The organism is Candidatus Acetatifactor stercoripullorum, assembly GCF_944382095.1.
Taxonomy (GTDB): Bacteria; Bacillota; Clostridia; order Lachnospirales; family Lachnospiraceae; genus Acetatifactor; species Acetatifactor stercoripullorum.
In genome coordinates this window covers 1-19,507 of the sequence record NZ_CALWMU010000026.1, presented here as the reverse complement: position 1 = coordinate 19,507, position 19,507 = coordinate 1, and the positions used below count along the sequence as shown (strand labels likewise).

Here is a 19,507-nt window from a genome sequence, read left to right as displayed (position 1 = left end):
GTACTTGCTTATCATAATACATCTTCGAAAAAATTGCAAGTATTTTTTTAAAAATTTCTACAATTTTTTTTAATGCTGAAGCGCCATTTCCGCCTGCCTGTCATACAAAATCAAAAATACTGATCTGGTTAGATTCCGGCAGATCCCCCAAAAGATTCAGGGAATCCATCAAATCAATAACCGTTTTGGAAACCTTGGTGCGCTGCCTGAAATCATCCTTGGACAGGAAAGGCCCGTCCTTTGCCGCCTCCACAATGGCATCTGCTGCCTTCTCCCCCAGTCCGTCAATGCTGTTTAAAGAAGGCATCAGCTTCCCGTCCACGATCTGAAAGGCCCGGGATTTTGCCCTGAAAATGTCGATGGGCACAAATTCATAGCCTCTTGCATACATTTCCTGCACCACCCGCATATCACCATAGGCATCCTTCTCCTTGTTGGACAGGCTGTCACCTCGTTTTTTATAGTCCGCCATAATGCTTTCCAAATGCCTCTGGCCCTGGCACATAATCTCATAGGAAAAGGCCTTGGCCCGGATGCTGAAAAATGCGCCGTAATAGGCCAGTGGATAATATATCTTACAGTAGGCAATACGCCAGGCCATCATAACATAGGCAGCCGCGTGGGCCTTAGGAAACATGTATTTGATCTTTTTGCAGGATTCTATGTACCAGTCCGGCACATTTTTCTCCTTCATGGCCGCAATCCACTCCTCCTTCAGACCCTTTCCCTTGCGGACGCTCTCCATGATGGTGAAGGACAGACTGGGTTCCACTCCCATTTGAATCAGATAAAGCATAATGTCGTCACGGGTGCAGATGGCCGTTGCAATGGTTGCCGTTCCTTCCAAAATCAGTGTCTGGGCATTTCCAAGCCACACATCCGTTCCATGGGCCAGACCGGCAATCCGCACCAGGTCCGAAAAGGATTGGGGCTTGGCGTCAATCAGCATCTGCATGGCAAAGTCCGTGCCAAATTCCGGTATCCCAAGAGCCCCCAGCTTACACCCTCCGATCTGATCCGGTGTAATGCCCAGGGCGTCCGTATTCTGAAACAGGGACATTACCTTAGGATCGTCCAGGGGTATGGTGGTAGGGTCCTTTTGGGTCAAATCCTGAAGCATGCGAATCATCGTAGGATCATCATGTCCCAGAATATCCAGCTTTAACAGATTGTGGTCAATGGAGTGATAGTCAAAATGGGTGGTAATGGTGTCGGTGGTCATATCGTTCGCCGGGTGCTGAACCGGGGTAAAGGAATTGATATCCTGTCCCAGGGGAAGCACCACAATACCGCCGGGATGCTGTCCGGTGCTTCGCCTTACGCCCGTACAGCCTGCAGTGATGCGGTTGATTTCACAGGTCCGCTTGTGAACGCCCCTCTCCTCATAATAGTTTTTCACATATCCGAAAGCCGTTTTGTCTGCCAGCGTTGCGATGGTGCCTGCCCGGAAGGTCTGTCCTGCGCCAAAAATAACCTCCGTATACTTGTGGGCCTTGGACTGATACTCTCCGGAGAAATTCAAGTCAATATCCGGCTCCTTGTCTCCCTTAAAGCCCAAAAAGGTTTCAAAGGGGATGTCAAAGCCGTCCTTATTCAGCTTCTCCCCGCAGACAGGGCACAGCTTGTCCGGCATATCAATGCCGGCCTTGCCCGCATAAGCCTTTACATCCTCTCCGTCAAAATCCACGTAATGGCATTTGCTGCAATAATAATGGGGGCTTAAGGGATTGACCTCGGTGATCCCCGACATAGTGGCCACAAAAGAACTTCCTACAGAACCCCTGGAGCCCACCAGGTACCCGTCCTCCACAGACTTCCACACCAGCTTCTGGGCGATAATATACATCACCGCAAAGCCGTTGGTGATGATGGAATGCAGCTCCTTTTCCAGCCTGTCCTCCACGATTTTGGGAAGGTCTGGGCCGTAAATCTCGTGGGCTTTATTGTAGCAGATTTCCGTCAGCGTCTTATCACTGTCGGGAATCACCGGAGGACATTTATCCGGTCTCACAGGCGAGATAGTCTCTATCATGTCCGCGATCAGATTGGTGTTGGTGATCACCACCTCCCTCGCCTTATCGCTGCCCAGATAAGCAAATTCCTCCAGCATTTCCTCTGTGGTGTGCAGATAAAGGGGCGCCTGCTCGTCCGCATCCTCAAAGCCCTTTCCGGCCATGATGATTCTGCGGTAGACCTCATCCTCAGGGTCCAGGAAATGCACGTCGCAGGTAGCCGCCACAGGCTTGTGAAACTGCTCTCCCAGCTCCACGATCCTGCGGTTGATATTCTGAATATCCTCCACGGAATTAACATTTCTCACCTTTTCTGAGGCAATCATAAAACGATTATTGCCGCAGGGCTGTATTTCCAGATAATCATAAAAGTTAACCAGCCTTGCGATCTGGGCGTCGGACTGCCCGTCCAAAAGCGCCCTGTAAAGCTCTCCTGCCTCGCAGGCGCTGCCAAGGAGCAGTCCCTCTCTGTATTTCATCACCAGGCTTTTTGGCACTCTGGGACGTTTGTTGAAATAAGTCAGATGGGACTCGGATACCAAACGATAGAGATTGATTCTCCCCAGATCATTTTTTGCCAAAATAATGGCATGATAAGAAGGGAGCTTCTTTACCATATCCACGCTGGCAGCTCCCAGTGCATTCACCTGCGCCAGAGTATACACCTCTTCCTTTGCAAGCATCTTGATAAACCGCACAAAAATATGGGCCGTTGCCTCCGCATCGTCCACCGCACGGTGATGGTTTTCCAGGGATATCCCCAGAGTTTTTGCCACCGCATCCAGGGTGTGTTTGGCCTGATGAGGCAAAAGCACCCTGGCAATGCCCACGGTATCCACATAGGTATATTCCGTGGGATATCCCAGCCTTCTGGCATTTTCCATGATAAAGCTCATATCAAAGCCCGCATTATGGGCCACTAAGATGCAGCCCTGACAGAAATGCAGAAATTCCGGTAAAACCTCCTCTATTTCAGGAGCGTCCAGTACCATATCGTCCCTGATCCCAGTCAGCTTTTCTATCTCAAAGGGTATGGGCGTCTTAGGATTCACAAAGGTGGAATAACGGTCCACAATTTCGCCCCCTGACACCTTCACCGCACCGATTTCAATAATACGGTTATTCACCGGCGAAAATCCCGTGGTCTCTATGTCAAATACCACAAAGTCATCCGAAAGGCTCTGTCCTCTCTCGCCCGTCACAATTTCCCGCAGATCATCCACCAGATAGGCTTCCATGCCATAAATAATTTTAAAGAAGTCCTGCTTGACCGGATTTTCTTCCCCGGCCTCCTTGCGTTTTGCCTTCTCCGCCTTCCACAAATCCTCCCACACATGATTGGCATCGGTGAAGCTCTGCACCACCCCGTGATCTGTGATGGCGATAGCCCTGTGCCCCCACTGATAAGCCCGTTTCACGATGTCCCTGGCCTCTGACACACCGTCCATATCGCTCATCTTAGTATGGCAGTGCAGCTCCACGCGCTTCACCGGGGCAGTATCCGTCCTGCTTGTGGTAAAATCCGGAATTTTCTTAATTCCGGCCACGGAGCCTATGGTCAGCTCATGATCAAATTTGTCCACCATGCTGATGCCCTTCACCTTGATGAAAACGCCGGGCTTAAGTCCCTTCGTGATCTCCTCCACCTGGTCATTGCCTGCAAACATCTTCACGGTTATGGTGTCCGTAAAATCGGTTACATCAAAGATGATGATTGTCTTTTCATTCCTGATTTCCCGCTTGTCCAGGGTAAGAATTTTGCCCCGGATGACCACCTCCCCGATTTCTCCGATGATTTCCTCTATCTTTACGGGTTCCTCCTCAAAGTCCCTTCCGTAGAGCACGTCGGGATTGTCAGAGCGTCTGACGCTCCTTCCGTAGTCGCCTCCCCGTCTGAATTCTCCCTTTTTCCATTCCCCCCGTCCCTTTTCCAGACTCTTTTGCGCCGTGGGTGACTGCGCCTCCCTCCGGCCCGGCATACCGGCCTCTTTCTGCCCCCTGCCGCCAAAGTCCGCCTTCCCAGGCCCGCCGGGAGAACGTACCGCACCAGCCGTTCCTTGAGCCTCAGAGTCCTGCCCGCCGGCCGCACCAGCCTTTACCCTGCGGCAGATTTCGTCCACTTTCATTTGAATTCTGCGCTGGTCATCCTCTGCATATCTTCCGGTCTGTCCTTCCTTGTAATCTGTCTGCACCATTACCTGGAAGCCACAACGTTCCACCAGAACCTTTTCCAATATTCTGACAAGCTCTTCCTCCTTGCTTCTGATCAGAACAGAGTCCTCCAGCGTCAAAAGCACCTTATCCTTTGACGGAAAGGTAATATCCGCCGTCTTAAAGGCATTATATTCCACATGACTGTACTCCCTAAGTTCCGCCAGAATACTTTCTCTATAAATGTCCAAAAGCTTCTCCGGATCATACTGAGCCGACAGGGAAAACCTCTCATATATTTTCACCGTCATGTTTACATTGGAAAAAAGCTGCCTCTTAATCTGATTCTCCGCCTCCCAGATATGATCCTTTACAATCAGTCTGGTACTGAATAAATACACTCTCAGATAATCCCTGCTTTTGGTTGCAGAGATTTTCTCCACGCTGGTCTGCTCCATAATATCCTGCACATCCGGTTTCAGCTTCAGCGTTGGAAATACTTCAAAAAACGGTTTACCCATATTGTTTCACCTAATTCCAGTTATCCAGTTCTTCCTTCAAAGCCGCAAGCAGCTGTTCCTCCTTCACCTTGCGGACAATTTCCCCCTTTTTGATTAAAAGTCCCTCGCCTATGCCTCCGGCAATTCCAATATCTGCTTCTCTGGCCTCCCCGGGGCCGTTTACCACGCATCCCATCACAGCCACCTTGATAGCAAGGGGATAGTCCTCCACCAGTCTTTCCACCTTTTGCGCCAGTCCGATCAAGTCAATCTGGGTTCTTCCGCAGGTAGGGCAGGAAACCACCTCAATCCCACCCTTTCTAAGACCCAGGGTGCGCAAAATCAATCTGGCCGACTTGATCTCCTCCACCGGATTTCCCGTCAGGGAAACCCGTATGGTATCTCCGATTCCCTGATAGAGAATAATGCCAAGCCCCACCGCAGATTTGATATTTCCGCTCTGCACCGTGCCTGCTTCTGTAATGCCCACATGCAGCGGATAAGCGGTCTTTCCCGCAAGCAGCTCATGAGCCTTCACGCACATCAGCACGTCGGAGGACTTAATGCTGATCACCAGATTATCATAGCCCATATCCTCTATCATGTGCACCTTGTCAAGGGCGCTCTCCACAATAGCCTGGGCCGTTACCCCTCCATATTTTTCCAAAAGAGGCTTTTCCAGGGAACCGCTGTTTACCCCCACCCGGATGGGAATATTGCGCTCCTTCGCCGTCTCCACCACAGCCCGCACCCTGTCGGGGGCGCCGATATTTCCCGGGTTGATGCGTATTTTGTCTGCGCCGTTTTCCATGGCGGCAACAGCCAGCCGGTAATCAAAATGAATGTCCGCCACCAGGGGGATGTGTATCCTCTTTTTTATCTCTGAAAGGGCTTTTGCCGCCTCCATATCAGGCACAGTACAGCGGATGATCTCGCAGCCCGCCGCCTCAAGGCTTAAAATCTGCGCCACAGTGGCCTCCACATCCTGAGTTTTTGTATTTGTCATGGACTGAATCAATATGGGATTTCCCCCGCCGATCTTTCTGTCTCCTATCTGTATCACCTTGGTATTGTCTCTGTACATGGCTCCTCCCTTTCCTTTCCATCCTCAAAGAGAAAAAAAGAACACCTTCCTGATGTTCCTTTCTTGATTATAATCCAATCCAGGAACCCTGTAAAGAAACAATTCAAACGGAAAGGCTGCTTTCAGCGCTTTGCCGCGCAGAAATACCCGGGACTTACCTGGCTTGCAAATCCCTTCATACACAAAACCATCAGCATGGCTCCAAGACTCCCCACACTACAGGAAAAAGATATTCTGTCCTTTATCTGCTCCAATGTTCTGGGCGTAAAATCCAAAGCCTCCCAAATCTGCTGAAGTTCAGGCACAAGCTCCCTCTCCTTCTTTCCCCCTTCCACTCTCCTCTCCCGAAGCGCATATTTCGGATTTTTCCTGTGAAAATCCCGCGACAGCTCCTCCCAGAAGTCCTCCGGGGACAGAAAAACCCGGGCTCCCTGTCTCAGCAGACTGTTACAGCCGTCGCTTAATCTGTCCGTGATTCTGCCCGGAACCACATAGACCTCTTTTCCCTGCTCCAAGGCCATGTCCACCGTAATCAGCGTACCGCTTTTGTTTCTGGCCTCAACCACAACCACCGCATCCGCCAGACCGCTGACAATTCTGTTCCGCGGCGGGAAATTCCCCGGTCTGGGCTCCGTTCCCGGCGTATAAGAAGAAAGAAGGCCGCCCTGAGAGGAGAGCTGTATATACAGCCTGCGGTTCTCCCGGGGATAACAGATATCCACGCCGCAGCCTAACACCCCAAAGGAGGCTCCTCCCCTTTCCAGTGCCGCAGACTGGCAGATGCCATCGATCCCTCGTGCCATTCCGCTGATCACATTAACACCCCTCTCCCCCAGAAACCGTCCCAGCTCTCTGGCCACATAGCTTCCATATTCGGAGCAATCCCTGGCCCCGATCACCGCAGCGGAAGGGACGTCCTGTTTTGGCAGACTCCCCCGGTAAAATAACCCCAGAGGCGCGTCCGGAATATTACGAAGCCGCTCCGGGTATGTATCCTCACACCGACACACAAACCCAATGCCCTTCTCCCGCAGCTTCTCATACTCCTCCTGCACCTTCCACCCTTCTGTAAACTCCTTTGCCTTTTCATAGGTTTTTTCTCCCACCACTTTACTCCAAAGCTCCCCGGGAGCATGATACAGATTCCGGGCGCTTCCTCCGCATAAGTTCAAAAGCCTTTCTCCTCTTACGTTTCCAATTCCGGGCAGGCTGCACAGCCAAAGCATATAAGCCCGCTCCGTCTCGTCCTTTCCTTCCATTTCAATCCCCATCTGCATCCTCCCATCCCTTCCAACTGCCCTTTGCAGGGCAAAAAAAGGAAGCCTCTAAAATATGTGATTCCTCGATTGCTTCCCTCTCCTCCAAATCCGCAATGGTTCTTGCCACCCTTAAAATTCTGTGGTAAGCCCTTGCGCTGAGCCTTAAGCTTCGGTAAAGCTCCTCCATAAGTCTCTTTTCAGCAGTTCCCAGAGGACAATACCTGTCCATGTCCGCCGCCGAAATATCCCCATTAAACCGGCAGCCGCTTCCGGCAAACCGTTTCATCTGGCGTTTTCTTGCCCTCATCACCCGTTTTCTGATCTCCCTGCTGCTCTCTCCCTTTTGCTTTCCCTGGAGTCCTCCAATTTCCACCGGACGCAGCTCCACACAAAGGTCCATCCGGTCCAGTACAGGCCCGGAAATCCTTCCCAGGTATTTGTTTACCTGGAATTGGGTGCATTTACAGCGGTTTCTATCCGGATAATATCCACAGGGACAGGGATTCATGGCACAGACCAGCATAAAATTACTGGGATAGGAGAGATTTCCTCCCACTCTTGCGATCTGCACCCTTCGTTCCTCCAGCGGCTGGCGCAGGCCATCCAGCGCCTGTCTGCGAAACTCCGGCAGTTCATCCAAAAACAAGATACCCCTATGGGCCAGAGAAATGATTCCCGGTCTGGGAAGGAAGCTGCCGCCGATCAGGGCAGTGTGGGAAATGGTGTGATGGGGACTCTGAAAGGGTCTTTTTGTGACAAGAGCGCTTCCCTCCGGAAGCGTTCCCGCCACGCTGGAAATGGCAGTGGCCTCCAGGCTTTCCTCCAGCGTAAGCGGGGGAAGGATTCCCGGAAGCCTTTTTGCAATCATGGACTTTCCGGCTCCGGGAGGCCCCGTCATCAAAAGGTTATGGAAGCCGGCGGCCGCAATTTCAGCCGCCCGCTTTGCAGTCTCCTGCCCTGTCACCTCCGCAAAGTCCTCTTCCCCATCGTCCGCCCCTTCCCGGAAGATTTCCTTTAAATCCACCTGCGCTCTTGGCAGCAGCCGTTCCTTTTCTTCCTCGCTGCCTGCACCTTTCAGATAATCCAAAAGCTGCCTGATATGGCTGACTCCCCGGACCGCTATCCCCGGAATCACCGCTCCCTCTAAGGCGTTTGCCGCAGGAACCACACATTCTGAAATTCCTCTTCGGGCTGCTTCTCTCACAATGGGAAGCACACCCCGAACCTTCTTTACCTCTCCGTTCAGCCCAAGCTCCCCTAAAAAGAGCGTGTCTGCAATCAATTCTGCGGAACAGGGATTTTCCCTAAAAGCTCCCATGGACTGCAGGATTCCCACAGCTATGGGCAGGTCGAAGGCCGTTCCCTCCTTCCGGCAGTCTGCCGGGGACAAATTTACCGTGATATGGCTGGGCGGCAGGCGCAGACCCGCGTTTTTCAGCGCCACGCTCACCCGTTCTTTGGATTCCCGCACCTCGCCGCTTAAGGAACCCACAAGGGAAAAGCCCGGAAGCCCGGCTGCAATATCCACCTCCACACAGACGGGATAAGCCTGCACTCCATGCAGAGCGCCGGATTGAATCATGCTATACATTTTTCTCCTCCTTTGGAATATAAAATAGGATTGTAGAATGAAAAAATCTCAGAAAATAATGTGGAAATATAGTGATTATGTATGATTATGATAGAAAAACAGATGCGGCAAGGCAAGATGCAGGCCTGCCTTGCTTTTTAGACATCTTCCCCTAAAAGGGAACCCTTTAGCACTTCAAAGGACGCTGTCCTCCCTCCGTTTTCGGAAACAGGCACCAGTTCCTGGAAAACCACCGCCTCCAGCACATGCAAAAGGCGTATTTTTATCTGCCGCTGTTTGGCCGGCGGAAATTTCTCCACAATGCGCTCCACCACGCAGTCTGCGTTTCCAGCATGCAGAGAGGACAAAACCAAATGCCCTGTCTCAGCAGCATGAATGGCAAGCTCAATGATTTCCGTATCCTGCAGCTCCCCTATCAGGATCACGTCCGGGTCCTCCCGCAGAGCCGCCCTGAGGGCGCTTAGATAAGTATCGGAATCTGTTCCGATCTCCCTTTGATTTACCATGGCCATTTTGTGCTGATGAAGATATTCTATAGGCTCCTCCAGAGTGATCACATGCACCTGGCGGCTTTCGTTTATCTGGTCGACCAAAGCCGCCAGCGTGGTGGAAGCTCCGCTCCCGGCCGGTCCTGCCACCAGCACCATACCCTCTTTCTTTGCACAGAGGTCTGCCAGGCATTCCGGCGCTCCCAGTTCTTCCAGGGCAGGCACCTTGGCCCCCACCAGCCGGAAGGCCAAAGCTGCCGATCCCCTCTGCTTATACGCATTCACCCGAAAGCGCCCGCATCCTGAAATAGAAAAGGACAGGTCACATTCTCCATGCTCCTCAAAATATTCTCTCTGCTGCTGCGTCATGATATTCACCAGTACATCCAGTGTGTCTGCAGGCAGCACCTTCGGATAAGCCATGGAAACCAGTCCGCCGTCTATGCGCATTTTCGGTGGAATCCCCACTGTCAAATGTACATCGCTTGCCCCGGCCTCCTTAGCCGCCTTTAAAATTTCCTCTATCTCTGGCATCTTATGCTCTTCTCCTGTCTCTTTGGAATGACTCTGCCCAGCCTCTTAAATCTTCCTTACGGATTTATTATACCCCGGCTCTATCTGATTGACAAGCAAAAAGCGTCTCTCAGCTTCTGCAGTGCCTTTTTTTCGATTCTGGACACATAGCTGCGGGATATCCCCATCCTTTCGCCAATCTCATTCTGGGTAGCCTCCGGCCTTCCGTCCAGCCCATAGCGTAAAATCAATATCTCCCTTTCCCTGTCTGTGAGACATTCCTCTAACAGCACAAACAGCTTCCTGAGATTGCTGTGAAATTCCATGCTGTCAACGATATCCGGCTGCTGCTGTTCGATCACATCCACCAAATGTATCTCATTGCCCTCTTTATCCTGGCCAATGGGCTCAAATAAAGAAACCTCCCGGGAGGTTTTCTTTTTGCTGCGCAGCAGCATCAGCAGCTCATTGTCTATACAGCGGCAGGCGTAGGTGGCAAGCCGTCCCTTTCCCGCATCAAAGGTATCTACCGCTTTGATCAGTCCAATGCAGCCGATGGATATTAAATCCTCCATATCCTCGTCTACATTCTGATATTTTTTGGCAATGTGCGCCACCAGCCGAAGGTTTCGCTCTATCAGAATCTCCTTGGCCCGCCGGGCCTCTACGGGGGTGCCTTCCTGCAGCAGCCGGATATACTCGGCTTCTTCTCCTGAGGTTAAAGGTTTTTGAAATGTTTTCAAAATACCCCCCTGGATTTCTCTTTACAATAGTCTATGAAAAACCTCCGTCTCCGGTGCCTGTCACGAGAGCAAAAACTGCGCCATGCAGTAGTTGCTCAAATCCAGGCCTCTTTCCGTGAGAGCCAGCCTCCCCTCCTTCGTCTCCTCATCCTCCCGAAAGTAAAGCAGGCCGTCTTTTCTGTTTCTTTCAATGACAGGCCCATAAACCTTTTCCATGGACACGCCAAAGGTCCTTTCAAATGCAAGGGGACTGATTCCCCGTATCATACGCAGCCCCAGGAACACAAATTCCTCCATCTGTTCTGTGACAGAAAGGCTCTGCACCCCCTCCTTGCAGCCCAGAGGAGCCTCCAGATAGCGGTCCAGATCACGGCCGTTTTGAAACCGCACATTGTCCACCAGAGACGCCGCGCCAATCCCAAGCCCCAGATAATCCTCTCTCTGCCAGTACCCACAGTTATGACGGCAGGCATAGCCAGGCTTCGCATAATTGGATATCTCATACCTTTCATATCCGTGTTCTCTCAGAATGCGCCCCGTCTCCTCATACATCAGGCGCTCGCTGTCCTCATCCGGCAAGGGAAGCCGTCCCTCCTTTTGAAGGGATGCAAAAGGCGTTCCCTCCTCCACAATGAGACTGTAGGCCGAGATATGCTCAGGAGGATACTTCAGGGAAAGGACTTTTAAGAGAGTCTCCCTCCAAGAAGCGATGGTCTGGCCCGGAATGGCGCTCATAAGGTCCACACTCATATTGGAAAAGCCAGTCCTTCGTCCCGCCTCCCAGATGTTCAGAAAATCCGAAAAGCTGTGTATCCGTCCAAGGGCTGAAAGCTCTTTTTCATCTGCAGACTGTAAGCCAATGCTCAGCCTGTTGATTCCGGCCTCATAATAGGCGGCAAGTCTTTCCGCATCCGCCGTGCCGGGATTTACCTCCATAGTGATTTCCGCATCCTTAGACAGGCGAAAGCTCCCCCTTACAGTATCCATAAGCTCCTGTATCTTTTGGGGAGGCACCACAGAGGGCGTGCCCCCTCCCAGAAAAATACTGGTCACCGTCCTGTCTGTGTACTCTCCTGCCCTTTTTCTTGTCTCTGTCAGCAATGCCTCCATGTAGGCCTCTATCTGGGCCCGGGTTCCCGGGGCTGACAAAAAATCGCAGTACAGGCATTTTCTCACACAGAAGGGAATATGAAAATATAATTCCAGTTTTTTATTTTCTGTCATCCAGCTTCAACACGCTCATAAACGCCTTCTGGGGAATCTCCACGTTGCCAATCTGGCGCATGCGCTTTTTGCCTTCCTTCTGCTTCTCCAAAAGCTTCTTTTTCCGGGTGATGTCGCCGCCGTAGCATTTTGCCAAAACGTCCTTTCTCATGGCCTTTACCGTCTCTCTGGCTATGATCCTCCCGCCTACTGCAGCCTGAATGGGAATCTCAAAGAGATGCCTCGGAATTTCATCCTTCAGCTTCTCGCACATTTTCCGTCCTCTCTCATAGGCGGAATCCGCATGCACAATAAAGGACAGCGCATCCACCTCCTCACGGTTGATCAAAATATCCAGTTTTACCAGATTGGACTGCTCGTACCCCTTGATATCATAGTCGAAAGAAGCATATCCTCTGGAACGGGACTTCAACGCGTCAAAGAAATCATAGATAATTTCATTTAAGGGCAGCTCGTATTTTAGCAGTGCTCTGGTGCCCTCCACATACTCCATGCCGAGATATTTTCCTCTTCTCTCCTGGCACAGCTCCATAATGGAGCCGATAAACTCCGAGGTCACCATAATCTCCGCACTGACAATGGGCTCCTCCATATAAGCAATCTCCGACGGGTCAGGCAGGTTGGAGGGATTGGTCAGCTCTATCACCTCTCCGTTTGACTTGTGCACCTTGTAGATAACGCCCGGGGCAGTGGTCACCAGATCCAAATTGTATTCCCGCTCCAGACGCTCCTGGATGATTTCCAGATGCAAAAGTCCTAAAAAACCGCACCGGAAGCCAAAGCCCAGGGCTATGGAGGTCTCCGGCTCAAAGTTTAAGGAAGCGTCATTCAGCTTAAGCTTCTCCAGCGCGTCCCGCAGATCCGGATATTTTGCCCCATCCGCCGGATACATGCCGCAGTACACCATGGACTGCACCTTCTTATAGCCCGGAAGAGGCTCCGCACAGGGGCGGTTGTCATCGGTGACCGTATCTCCCACTGCGGTGTCCTTCACATTTTTGATGGAGGCCGTGATGTAGCCCACCATGCCGGCGCTCAGCTCGTCACAGGGAATAAACTGTCCCGCGCCAAAGTACCCCACCTCCACTACCTCCTGTTTTGCACCCGTGGCCATCATCCGTATCACAGTGCCCTTTTTGACAGTGCCCTCCATAATACGGCAAAAGATAATCACGCCCTTGTAGGAATCATAAAGGGAATCAAAAATCAGAGCCTTAAGAGGGTTGTCAGGGCTCCCCGACGGGGCCGGTATCTTCTTTACAATCTGCTCCAAAACCTCATCGATGCCCACGCCGTTTTTGGCGGAGATCAACGGAGCATCCTGGGCCTCAATGCCGATCACATCCTCTATCTCCTCAATCACCCGCTCCGGCTGTGCGCTGGGCAGATCAATCTTATTGATTACAGGAAACACATCCAGATCGTGATCCAGAGCCAGATACACATTCGCCAGAGTCTGGGCCTCAATGCCCTGGGCGGCGTCCACCACTAAAATGGCTCCGTCGCAGGCCGCCAGTGAACGGCTCACTTCATAATTAAAGTCAACATGCCCCGGGGTGTCGATGAGATTGAAAATATATTCCTCCCCATCCTTAGCCTTATAAACCGTACGCACCGCCTGGGCCTTTATAGTAATGCCCCTCTCTCTTTCCAGCTCCATATTGTCCAGGACCTGATCCTGCATCTCCCTGCTGGTAAGCAGTCCCGTCCTTTCGATAATTCTGTCCGCCAGGGTGGATTTCCCGTGGTCTATATGCGCCACAATGCAAAAATTCCGTATTTTGCTTTGATCTACTGCTGCCATTTGTATTCCTCTCCAACCGTTACAATTTGAGTTAGATTTTAACAGAATTTACAGGCATTGTCCAGTCTATTCAGGCGCAAGCAGACTGTCCGTCTGCTGCCTCGTCTGCCCGCTCAGCACCAGATCCAAAATGTGCGCCAGCGGATCACAGGCATTCATGGCCTCCTCCACCGTATTGTTCTGCGCCCCCAGCTCCACCAAAAGATAACGGGGCTTTAAGTGCATATTGTAGCGATAGCCCTTTAAATATATTTTTCTGGTAAGTCCCGGATAGTATTGAACCGCCGCCATCTGCATCTGAAAGGAAAAGGCAAGGTTTTCCTCCTGATTTTCATTATACAGATAAGAAATATTCCCCGTTTTCTTCGTCCTGCTAAGGCCGTTAAAAAACATGAAACGGGCGGTAGGTCTGCCATCCAAGTCCATGACCAGCCTGGTCTCCTCCGCCATCTGATCTCTATGTAAATCAATCACCACCTCAATAGAAGGATTTTCCGCAAGCACCTGCTCAATGGCCGGAAGGGCGTTGGAATAGGCGTCATCTCTGGTCTCCACATCATACTGCCCCTTATGGTGGAGCACCTGATATCCATACTGCTGTGTAAGAATGTCTGCCAGGCGGTCCCCCACCCCCACAATAGAGGTGCTCTCATCCCCAGGGACCGAATCCGCAAAGGTTTCCTGGGAATGAGTATGAAAGATCAGTATCTGCGGCCCTGCGCTTTCCTTTTCTATGCTCATGTCCTTTTCCAGAAGCTTTTTTGCGTCAAGCTGGTCGCTGCCCGCCATGGTATTGCTGTCAATGGTATAAAAATTCTGCACAAGACTCTCATAATCCTGAAGCATCTGGGAATCCACAGGGTTTTTAAGGGCATGGGGAATAAACTGCTGCCCCGTTTCCTGTTCTGCAAGGGCCTGGGACGCCTCCATGGCCGCTTCATTTTCCGCCCGAAGCAGTTCATCCAGCGACATTTCTGCGTCCTGTGTCTCTCCCCCTTCTTCCTCCGGCAGGGCTTCCCCTCCTGCCTGTCCTTCCCCCTCACCCGCCTCCAATTCTCCGCCATCCGCCATATCCCCGCTTCCCTCCCGGGACTCCGCCAGCAGAATTTCTTCCAGTGACAGGGATTCCTGCGTGCCGGGAATACTCTGGGTATCCCCGTAAAAACCGTATTCCTGAGCATAAAGGCAAAAGGGCATAAGGGAATTTACCTGTTTTTGAAAAATTCCCGAAGTATCACCGGCGTTTTCCTGCACAAAGGCAAACGCCGGTACAAACTGCCGGTACAATGCGTTTCCGATTTCTCTTCCCGCCATATGCAAAAGCTCCTCTCCCAGAGAAGCCTGCGTCTCCACATCCTGTCCTTCTTCCATATCTTTTCCAAAATCTCGTACCAGGGACAAAAGAAACAGGCACACGAAAGCCAGCCCCGCCAACCACACAGCGGGACTGGCTGCGTTTTTTCTTCCTTTTACGGCTCAGCACTCCCTTTCCTTAGAGCTGTTTTATATATATGCCGGATGAAAACATCCTATTCCTTCTCCAGTGCAATATTGATTCCCTCAGAAATGGTAAAGCTTACCCGCTTAATCACCGCATCGATATCCTTTCCCGTCATATACATATTATTCAGCTCCGCAAAGGCCAGGCGATGCTGCCCCATATATTTCAATCCGTCAAATTCACTGTCATCCCCCATAAGCTTCTCCAAAGCATCTCCCACTATGGTAGCCGCATCCACCACCGTGGGTACTCCAATGGCGATCACAGGGACTCCAAGGCTCTCCTGAGTCAGGGCGTTTCTGTGGTTGCCAACCCCTGAGCCGGGCTGTATCCCCGTGTTCGTAATCTGTATGGTTCTGTTAAGACGCCTTGTGCTGCGCGCTGCAAGAGCGTCTATCACAATCAGCACATCCGGCTTCGTCTCATGAATTACTCCTTTTATGATTTCAGCAGTTTCCATTCCCGTTTTGGCCATAACTCCAGGCTCAATGCTGCTGATGGTATTGATCCTGCTACAGTTATATGCCGCTTTTCCGTAGGTTTTTATAATATGCCTGGTCACAAAAAGATTGTCTACCACCTGGGGCCCTAAAGCATCCGCCGTAACCTCCCTGTTGCCTAATCCCACCACCAGCACGGACTGCTCTTTCTCCGAATCAGGTATCATTTCCTCAAGCTCCCTGGCCAGACATTCTGAGATTTCCCGGTGATAATCCTCATCCGGCTCCACAAGGGCAGGCGCCTCCATGGTCACATAGGTGCCGATGGGTTTTCCCATGGCCTTGGCCCCATTTTTCGTTTCTATCATGACCTTTGTGACCTGAATATCCTCCTCCTCCAAATAGTACTCCTCCACACGGACCCCCCGCAGCTCGCTGTCTGCCTCACTGATGCTCTCCCTGGCCTCCAGCGCCAGGTCTGTCCTTACCTGAAAATTCCCCATAAGCCTATCCTTTCGCTTTTTTTCATATTTTTTACAAAAATCAGGAAAATATGTATTGACAAACCCTCAAAAATTGACTACACTACAATAGTATGTTTACGTTAGTCCTCCGTGTCTGGCTAAAGTGAAACATTTTCAAACAAATTATATAATCTATACAAATGGAGGTGTATGACTTGGCTAACATTAAATCCGCAAAGAAGAGAATTTTAGTAAACCGCACAAACGCTGAGAGAAATAAAGCCATCAGATCCCGCGTCAGAACAGCGATCAAGAAGGTAAATGCCGTAGTTGCATCCGGCGATAAGGAAGCTGCAAAGGCAGAGCTTGCTGCTGCTACCAAAGTAATCGAAATGGCTGCCAGCAAGGGTGTTTACCACAAAAACAATGCGGCAAGAAAAGTTTCCAGCATCAGCAAGGCTGTAAATCAGATGGCTTAATTTTTTAACATATTGAGATTTCAAAACGCCTATACCGCGGTATAGGCGTTTTTTTCAGGCACTCAAAAGCGGCAGCAAGGCTTATGTCTTCTGCCGCTCTTTCATTCTTTTCATATCCTTCTTTTGTCTGCTACGCGCTATCTGCGTCTTCCGCCGCCGCCATGTCTGACGCCGCTGCTGCTTCGGTGTCCTCCCCCTCCGCCGCTTCGTCCGCCGCCAGAGCTGCTTGTCTGGATTCTGCGGGTCACCACATTCTTTCGAACAAACTCGTCTCTGCTGTCGTTCATCCGGGGCTTTCCTCCTTCCACAAAGGATGTGGCCGTTGTAGTGTCCTTCGCCTTCTCCTGTCTTAAATGAACCAGTGCGTAAATCAACGCCGCAGCCAGCGGAACCACCAAAATCACGCCCAAGGGAATGCTCACTCCCACTTTGTTTCCATACAGCCTGCAGGTTTCATCCACGTATGCCTTGTATCCTTCAAAGGGATTTTCCTCCACCTTCTCATAGACAGCATCCAGCACTCTGTCAATGTCCCGGGTGCTGAAGCTTTCGTACACCCTTCCACAGGTGGAAAGCCAGCTTCCCTCCTGTCCCTCGTACCAGTTATCCAAAAGCAGAATGCCATCCCCGTGTACTCTGTCATAGCCAAAAGCATTCTCATCATAAAAGTCATCGGCGATATTCATCATCTGGGTTTCCCAGTATCCGTTTTGCTCCACATCCTCCTTTATGGTCACCAGCACAATATCAATCTGATGCCTCCGCTCCGCCTTTGCAATCTGCTCTCTAAGCTGCTGCTCTTCCTCATCCGTCAGCACATCCGCATAATCAAAAACCCTTTCCTGAGGCGCCTCCTGATTTTTTCTGGGAGCCTTTGGAATCACCAGCCCGGCGATAAACAGCCCCGCCAGCACCACTGCCAGCACTAAAATCCCAATAAACCAAAAACGAAAATAATGTATGTATTGTCTGAGCGCCTCTTTCTTAATATCTTTATCCATTTTTCTTTTCTGCCGTCCCAAAACGGCATTCCCTCCTACATTTTAAAATGATAAAAGCCGATGCTTGCTACACCAGATATATAATGCCGTTTATCATGCCCAAAATCAGCGTCAGGCACAGCCACAAGGTCCCCGCATAGCTCCACACCTTTTTCTTTGAGATGGGGGCCGCGCCTACAATCTTGCCGTTTTGCCCGTTCACATAGAAGGGATAATCCTTATCCTGATACCGGTATATGTATTTCCACACAGGAAGCAGTCCATATCGGTTTTCCTCCCGCTTTACCTGAATGTTGTTCTTCCGCACCGTCACATGGCTGTAACCGGAATAGCTCTGTGACAGCATCTGTCCCACATCCTCATTCATCTTCTGCTTCGCACGGTTCTGGGCGATATCTGCGGTCATATTGTATTTTTCCGCATAAAATCCCGAGAGATACTCCGGCTTAAAGGGCATAAGCTCGCTGTAATTGTAGGGCTCCATCAGATCCATAACATCATCCGGCATATCTACGGAGGCATCCACCGGAATATTTTCAAAATCCGCATCCATATTTCGGAAAATATTATAATAGGAAGTTTCCGTATACTGCGTGTTTCCTGTTGTCCAGCTCTTCACACGAGTGCCCTCTGCACTGTAATCACAGTTTACGTCGTAATCAAAAAACCAAAAAGGAACATAAGTGCCCTGCATGCCGTTTAAACGCGCTTCGGAAAGAAAATCCGTGGGAGCAAACAGACATTTTTTAAACTTCTCCCGGATGGATTCCTTACACTTTTCTTTTCCAAAACGGAAGGGAATCATTATTTTTGGTTCGTACTCCCCTTCAATCCGTTGATCAAAAATCAGATAATTGTCACAGTAAGGACACTGTGATGCGCTGGTATGCTCCTGCACGGGCACTTCACCGCCGCAGTTTGGACAAATCTTCATGTCCTGATCCGGAAACTCTTTCTTTTCCTCACTGTTTTCACTCTCGCAGAATGGACAATACATCCCCTTTCTTTCAGGACTGTAAATCACATTGCCGCCGCAGTTTTTACATTTAAAAACCATATCGCACTCCCCTCTCTTATGTATCTATTGCTGCAGGTGTATAATTATTCATATGAGTAGTATTATAACAAAATTTTATTTTAGAAGCAATGAATATGTTATCCTATCCCTTCCAGATATTGCATGTTGCAATTTTCAAATTTTATATTATGATTTTTATGTAACATTTATGTAATATTTTTAACATATGTGAAACATTTGAAAGGAGACATTATGAGAAAACTTACACTGCTTACTGCAGCCCTATTGTCCACAGCTGCGCTGGGAAGCCAGACACTGACCGCACAGGCTGCCGGAAACGGCTGGAAAAATACTGTAATTTCCAAAAACGGAAACCGCATCGTGATTTCCTATCAGGAAAACTGTGACCTGTCCTCTCTGCTGGAGCAATGGAAGGATTGCTTCCCTTCTGTCAATCCCTCCCTTCCGGAAACCGATACGGATTTGCCGGGCAGCGACACAGACATCCCCGAAGCAGACCTGCCGGACAGCAATGGAGGCTCACCTGACGCCGGTCTGCCGGATGACGGCACAGACACACCTGATGCCAATCTGCCAGACAACGAGGCGGAAACGCCTGACACCAGTCTGCCAGGCAGTGGCACAGATTCCCCCGAAACGGACAAGCCAGGCAATGACATAGAATCTGAGGACAGCGAGAACCTCTCCTACGCAGAACAGGTAATCCGTCTTGTAAATGAAGAGCGTGCAAAGGAAGGCCTGTCTCCGCTGGCTATGGCGTTGGACGTTCAGGCGGCGGCCCAGGTGCGGGCTGAGGAAATCGTAACCTCCTTCTCTCACACCAGGCCCAACGGCAGCAGCTTCTCCACTGCTTTAAAGGAGCAGAATGTTTCCTATAGGGGCGCAGGAGAAAACATTGCCTGGGGACAGCGTTCTCCCGAGGAGGTGGTAAATGCCTGGATGAACAGCGCCGGGCACCGGGCCAATATCCTGAATGAAAGGTTTACTACTATCGGCGTTGGACATTATCAGAAGGGAAGCACTCACTATTGGGCCCAGCTGTTTACCTATTAAACAAGACAAAGCCGCCGCTATGGCATCATCCATGCGGCGGTAAGTACATAAACAGGGGCAAAAGGGGGTTCGATCACAAATCGCCAGAATTGTTTGTCATCTGCAGGAGTCTTAGTTGCTCCTGGAATCGGCAAGGTTGCGTTGTGAGAAAAAAATCCGCT

13 protein-coding genes and 1 pseudogene are annotated in these 19,507 nt (G+C 50.7%); 2 read left to right on the top strand and 12 right to left on the bottom strand.

Features of this window, described 5'->3' with window-relative positions; all coding sequences use genetic code 11:
- Positions 1-100: 100 nt before the first annotated feature.
- The 10 genes and pseudogenes from SHK35_RS09005 to gpr all read right to left on the bottom strand — a co-directional run bounded on the left by SHK35_RS09005 (position 101) and on the right by gpr (position 15,813).
- Positions 101-4,684: a PolC-type DNA polymerase III gene (locus SHK35_RS09005; RefSeq protein WP_318709527.1), complete on the bottom strand. Its 4,584-nt coding sequence runs from the start codon at positions 4,682-4,684 to the stop codon at positions 101-103.
- 10 nt (positions 4,685-4,694) lie between these two features.
- Positions 4,695-5,747 carry a flavodoxin-dependent (E)-4-hydroxy-3-methylbut-2-enyl-diphosphate synthase gene (gene ispG, locus SHK35_RS09000; protein ID WP_318702503.1) on the bottom strand — a complete coding sequence of 351 codons (1,053 nt, stop codon included), beginning with the start codon at positions 5,745-5,747 and terminating at the stop codon, positions 4,695-4,697.
- Positions 5,748-5,869: 122 nt separating this feature from the next.
- On the bottom strand, positions 5,870-7,018 hold the full coding sequence (dprA, locus tag SHK35_RS08995) for a DNA-processing protein DprA (RefSeq protein ID WP_318702504.1): 1,149 nt from the start codon (positions 7,016-7,018) through the stop codon (positions 5,870-5,872).
- Entirely contained in the window at positions 7,008-8,597 is a 1,590-nt protein-coding gene (locus SHK35_RS08990) for a YifB family Mg chelatase-like AAA ATPase (protein ID WP_318709525.1), read from the bottom strand. The genes dprA and SHK35_RS08990 overlap by 11 nt, the downstream gene beginning before the upstream one ends.
- Positions 8,598-8,734: 137 nt before the next feature.
- Positions 8,735-9,622: pseudogene (locus SHK35_RS08985) on the bottom strand (type IV pilus twitching motility protein PilT); the annotation flags it as partial.
- Positions 9,623-9,699: 77 nt separating this feature from the next.
- A complete protein-coding gene (gene sigK, locus SHK35_RS08980; RefSeq protein ID WP_318709523.1) occupies positions 9,700-10,341 on the bottom strand; it encodes an RNA polymerase sporulation sigma factor SigK in 642 nt (213 codons plus the stop codon).
- A 60-nt stretch (positions 10,342-10,401) separates the two neighbouring features.
- The gene (gene hemW, locus SHK35_RS08975) at positions 10,402-11,565 is read right to left on the bottom strand and encodes a radical SAM family heme chaperone HemW (protein WP_318709522.1); all 1,164 of its coding nucleotides are present in this window, start codon (positions 11,563-11,565) and stop codon (positions 10,402-10,404) included.
- On the bottom strand, positions 11,552-13,369 hold the full coding sequence (lepA, locus tag SHK35_RS08970) for a translation elongation factor 4 (RefSeq protein WP_318702510.1): 1,818 nt from the start codon (positions 13,367-13,369) through the stop codon (positions 11,552-11,554). Before lepA ends, hemW begins: the two co-directional genes overlap by 14 nt.
- 66 nt (positions 13,370-13,435) lie before the next feature.
- A complete protein-coding gene (locus SHK35_RS08965; protein ID WP_318709521.1) occupies positions 13,436-14,740 on the bottom strand; it encodes a stage II sporulation protein P in 1,305 nt (434 codons plus the stop codon).
- Positions 14,741-14,898: 158 nt separating this feature from the next.
- The gene (gene gpr, locus SHK35_RS08960; RefSeq protein WP_318709520.1) at positions 14,899-15,813 is read right to left on the bottom strand and encodes a GPR endopeptidase; all 915 of its coding nucleotides are present in this window, start codon (positions 15,811-15,813) and stop codon (positions 14,899-14,901) included.
- A 176-nt stretch (positions 15,814-15,989) separates the two neighbouring features.
- Here gpr and rpsT point away from each other — a divergent pair, with 176 nt between their 5' ends.
- Entirely contained in the window at positions 15,990-16,253 is a 264-nt protein-coding gene (gene rpsT / locus SHK35_RS08955) for a 30S ribosomal protein S20 (protein WP_318702513.1), read from the top strand.
- Positions 16,254-16,390: 137 nt separating this feature from the next.
- Here rpsT and SHK35_RS08950 read toward each other — a convergent pair whose 3' ends face one another.
- Both SHK35_RS08950 and SHK35_RS08945 read right to left on the bottom strand, forming a co-directional pair.
- Entirely contained in the window at positions 16,391-17,275 is an 885-nt protein-coding gene (locus tag SHK35_RS08950; RefSeq protein ID WP_318709519.1) for a TPM domain-containing protein, read from the bottom strand.
- Between the two features lie 46 nt (positions 17,276-17,321).
- Entirely contained in the window at positions 17,322-18,311 is a 990-nt protein-coding gene (locus SHK35_RS08945; protein WP_318702517.1) for a hypothetical protein, read from the bottom strand.
- A gap of 213 nt (positions 18,312-18,524) precedes the next feature.
- On the opposite strand from SHK35_RS08945, the gene SHK35_RS08940 reads away from it, so the two are divergent.
- The gene (locus SHK35_RS08940) at positions 18,525-19,346 is read left to right on the top strand and encodes a CAP domain-containing protein (protein WP_318709518.1); all 822 of its coding nucleotides are present in this window, start codon (positions 18,525-18,527) and stop codon (positions 19,344-19,346) included.
- The last annotated feature ends 161 nt before the right edge of the window (positions 19,347-19,507 follow it).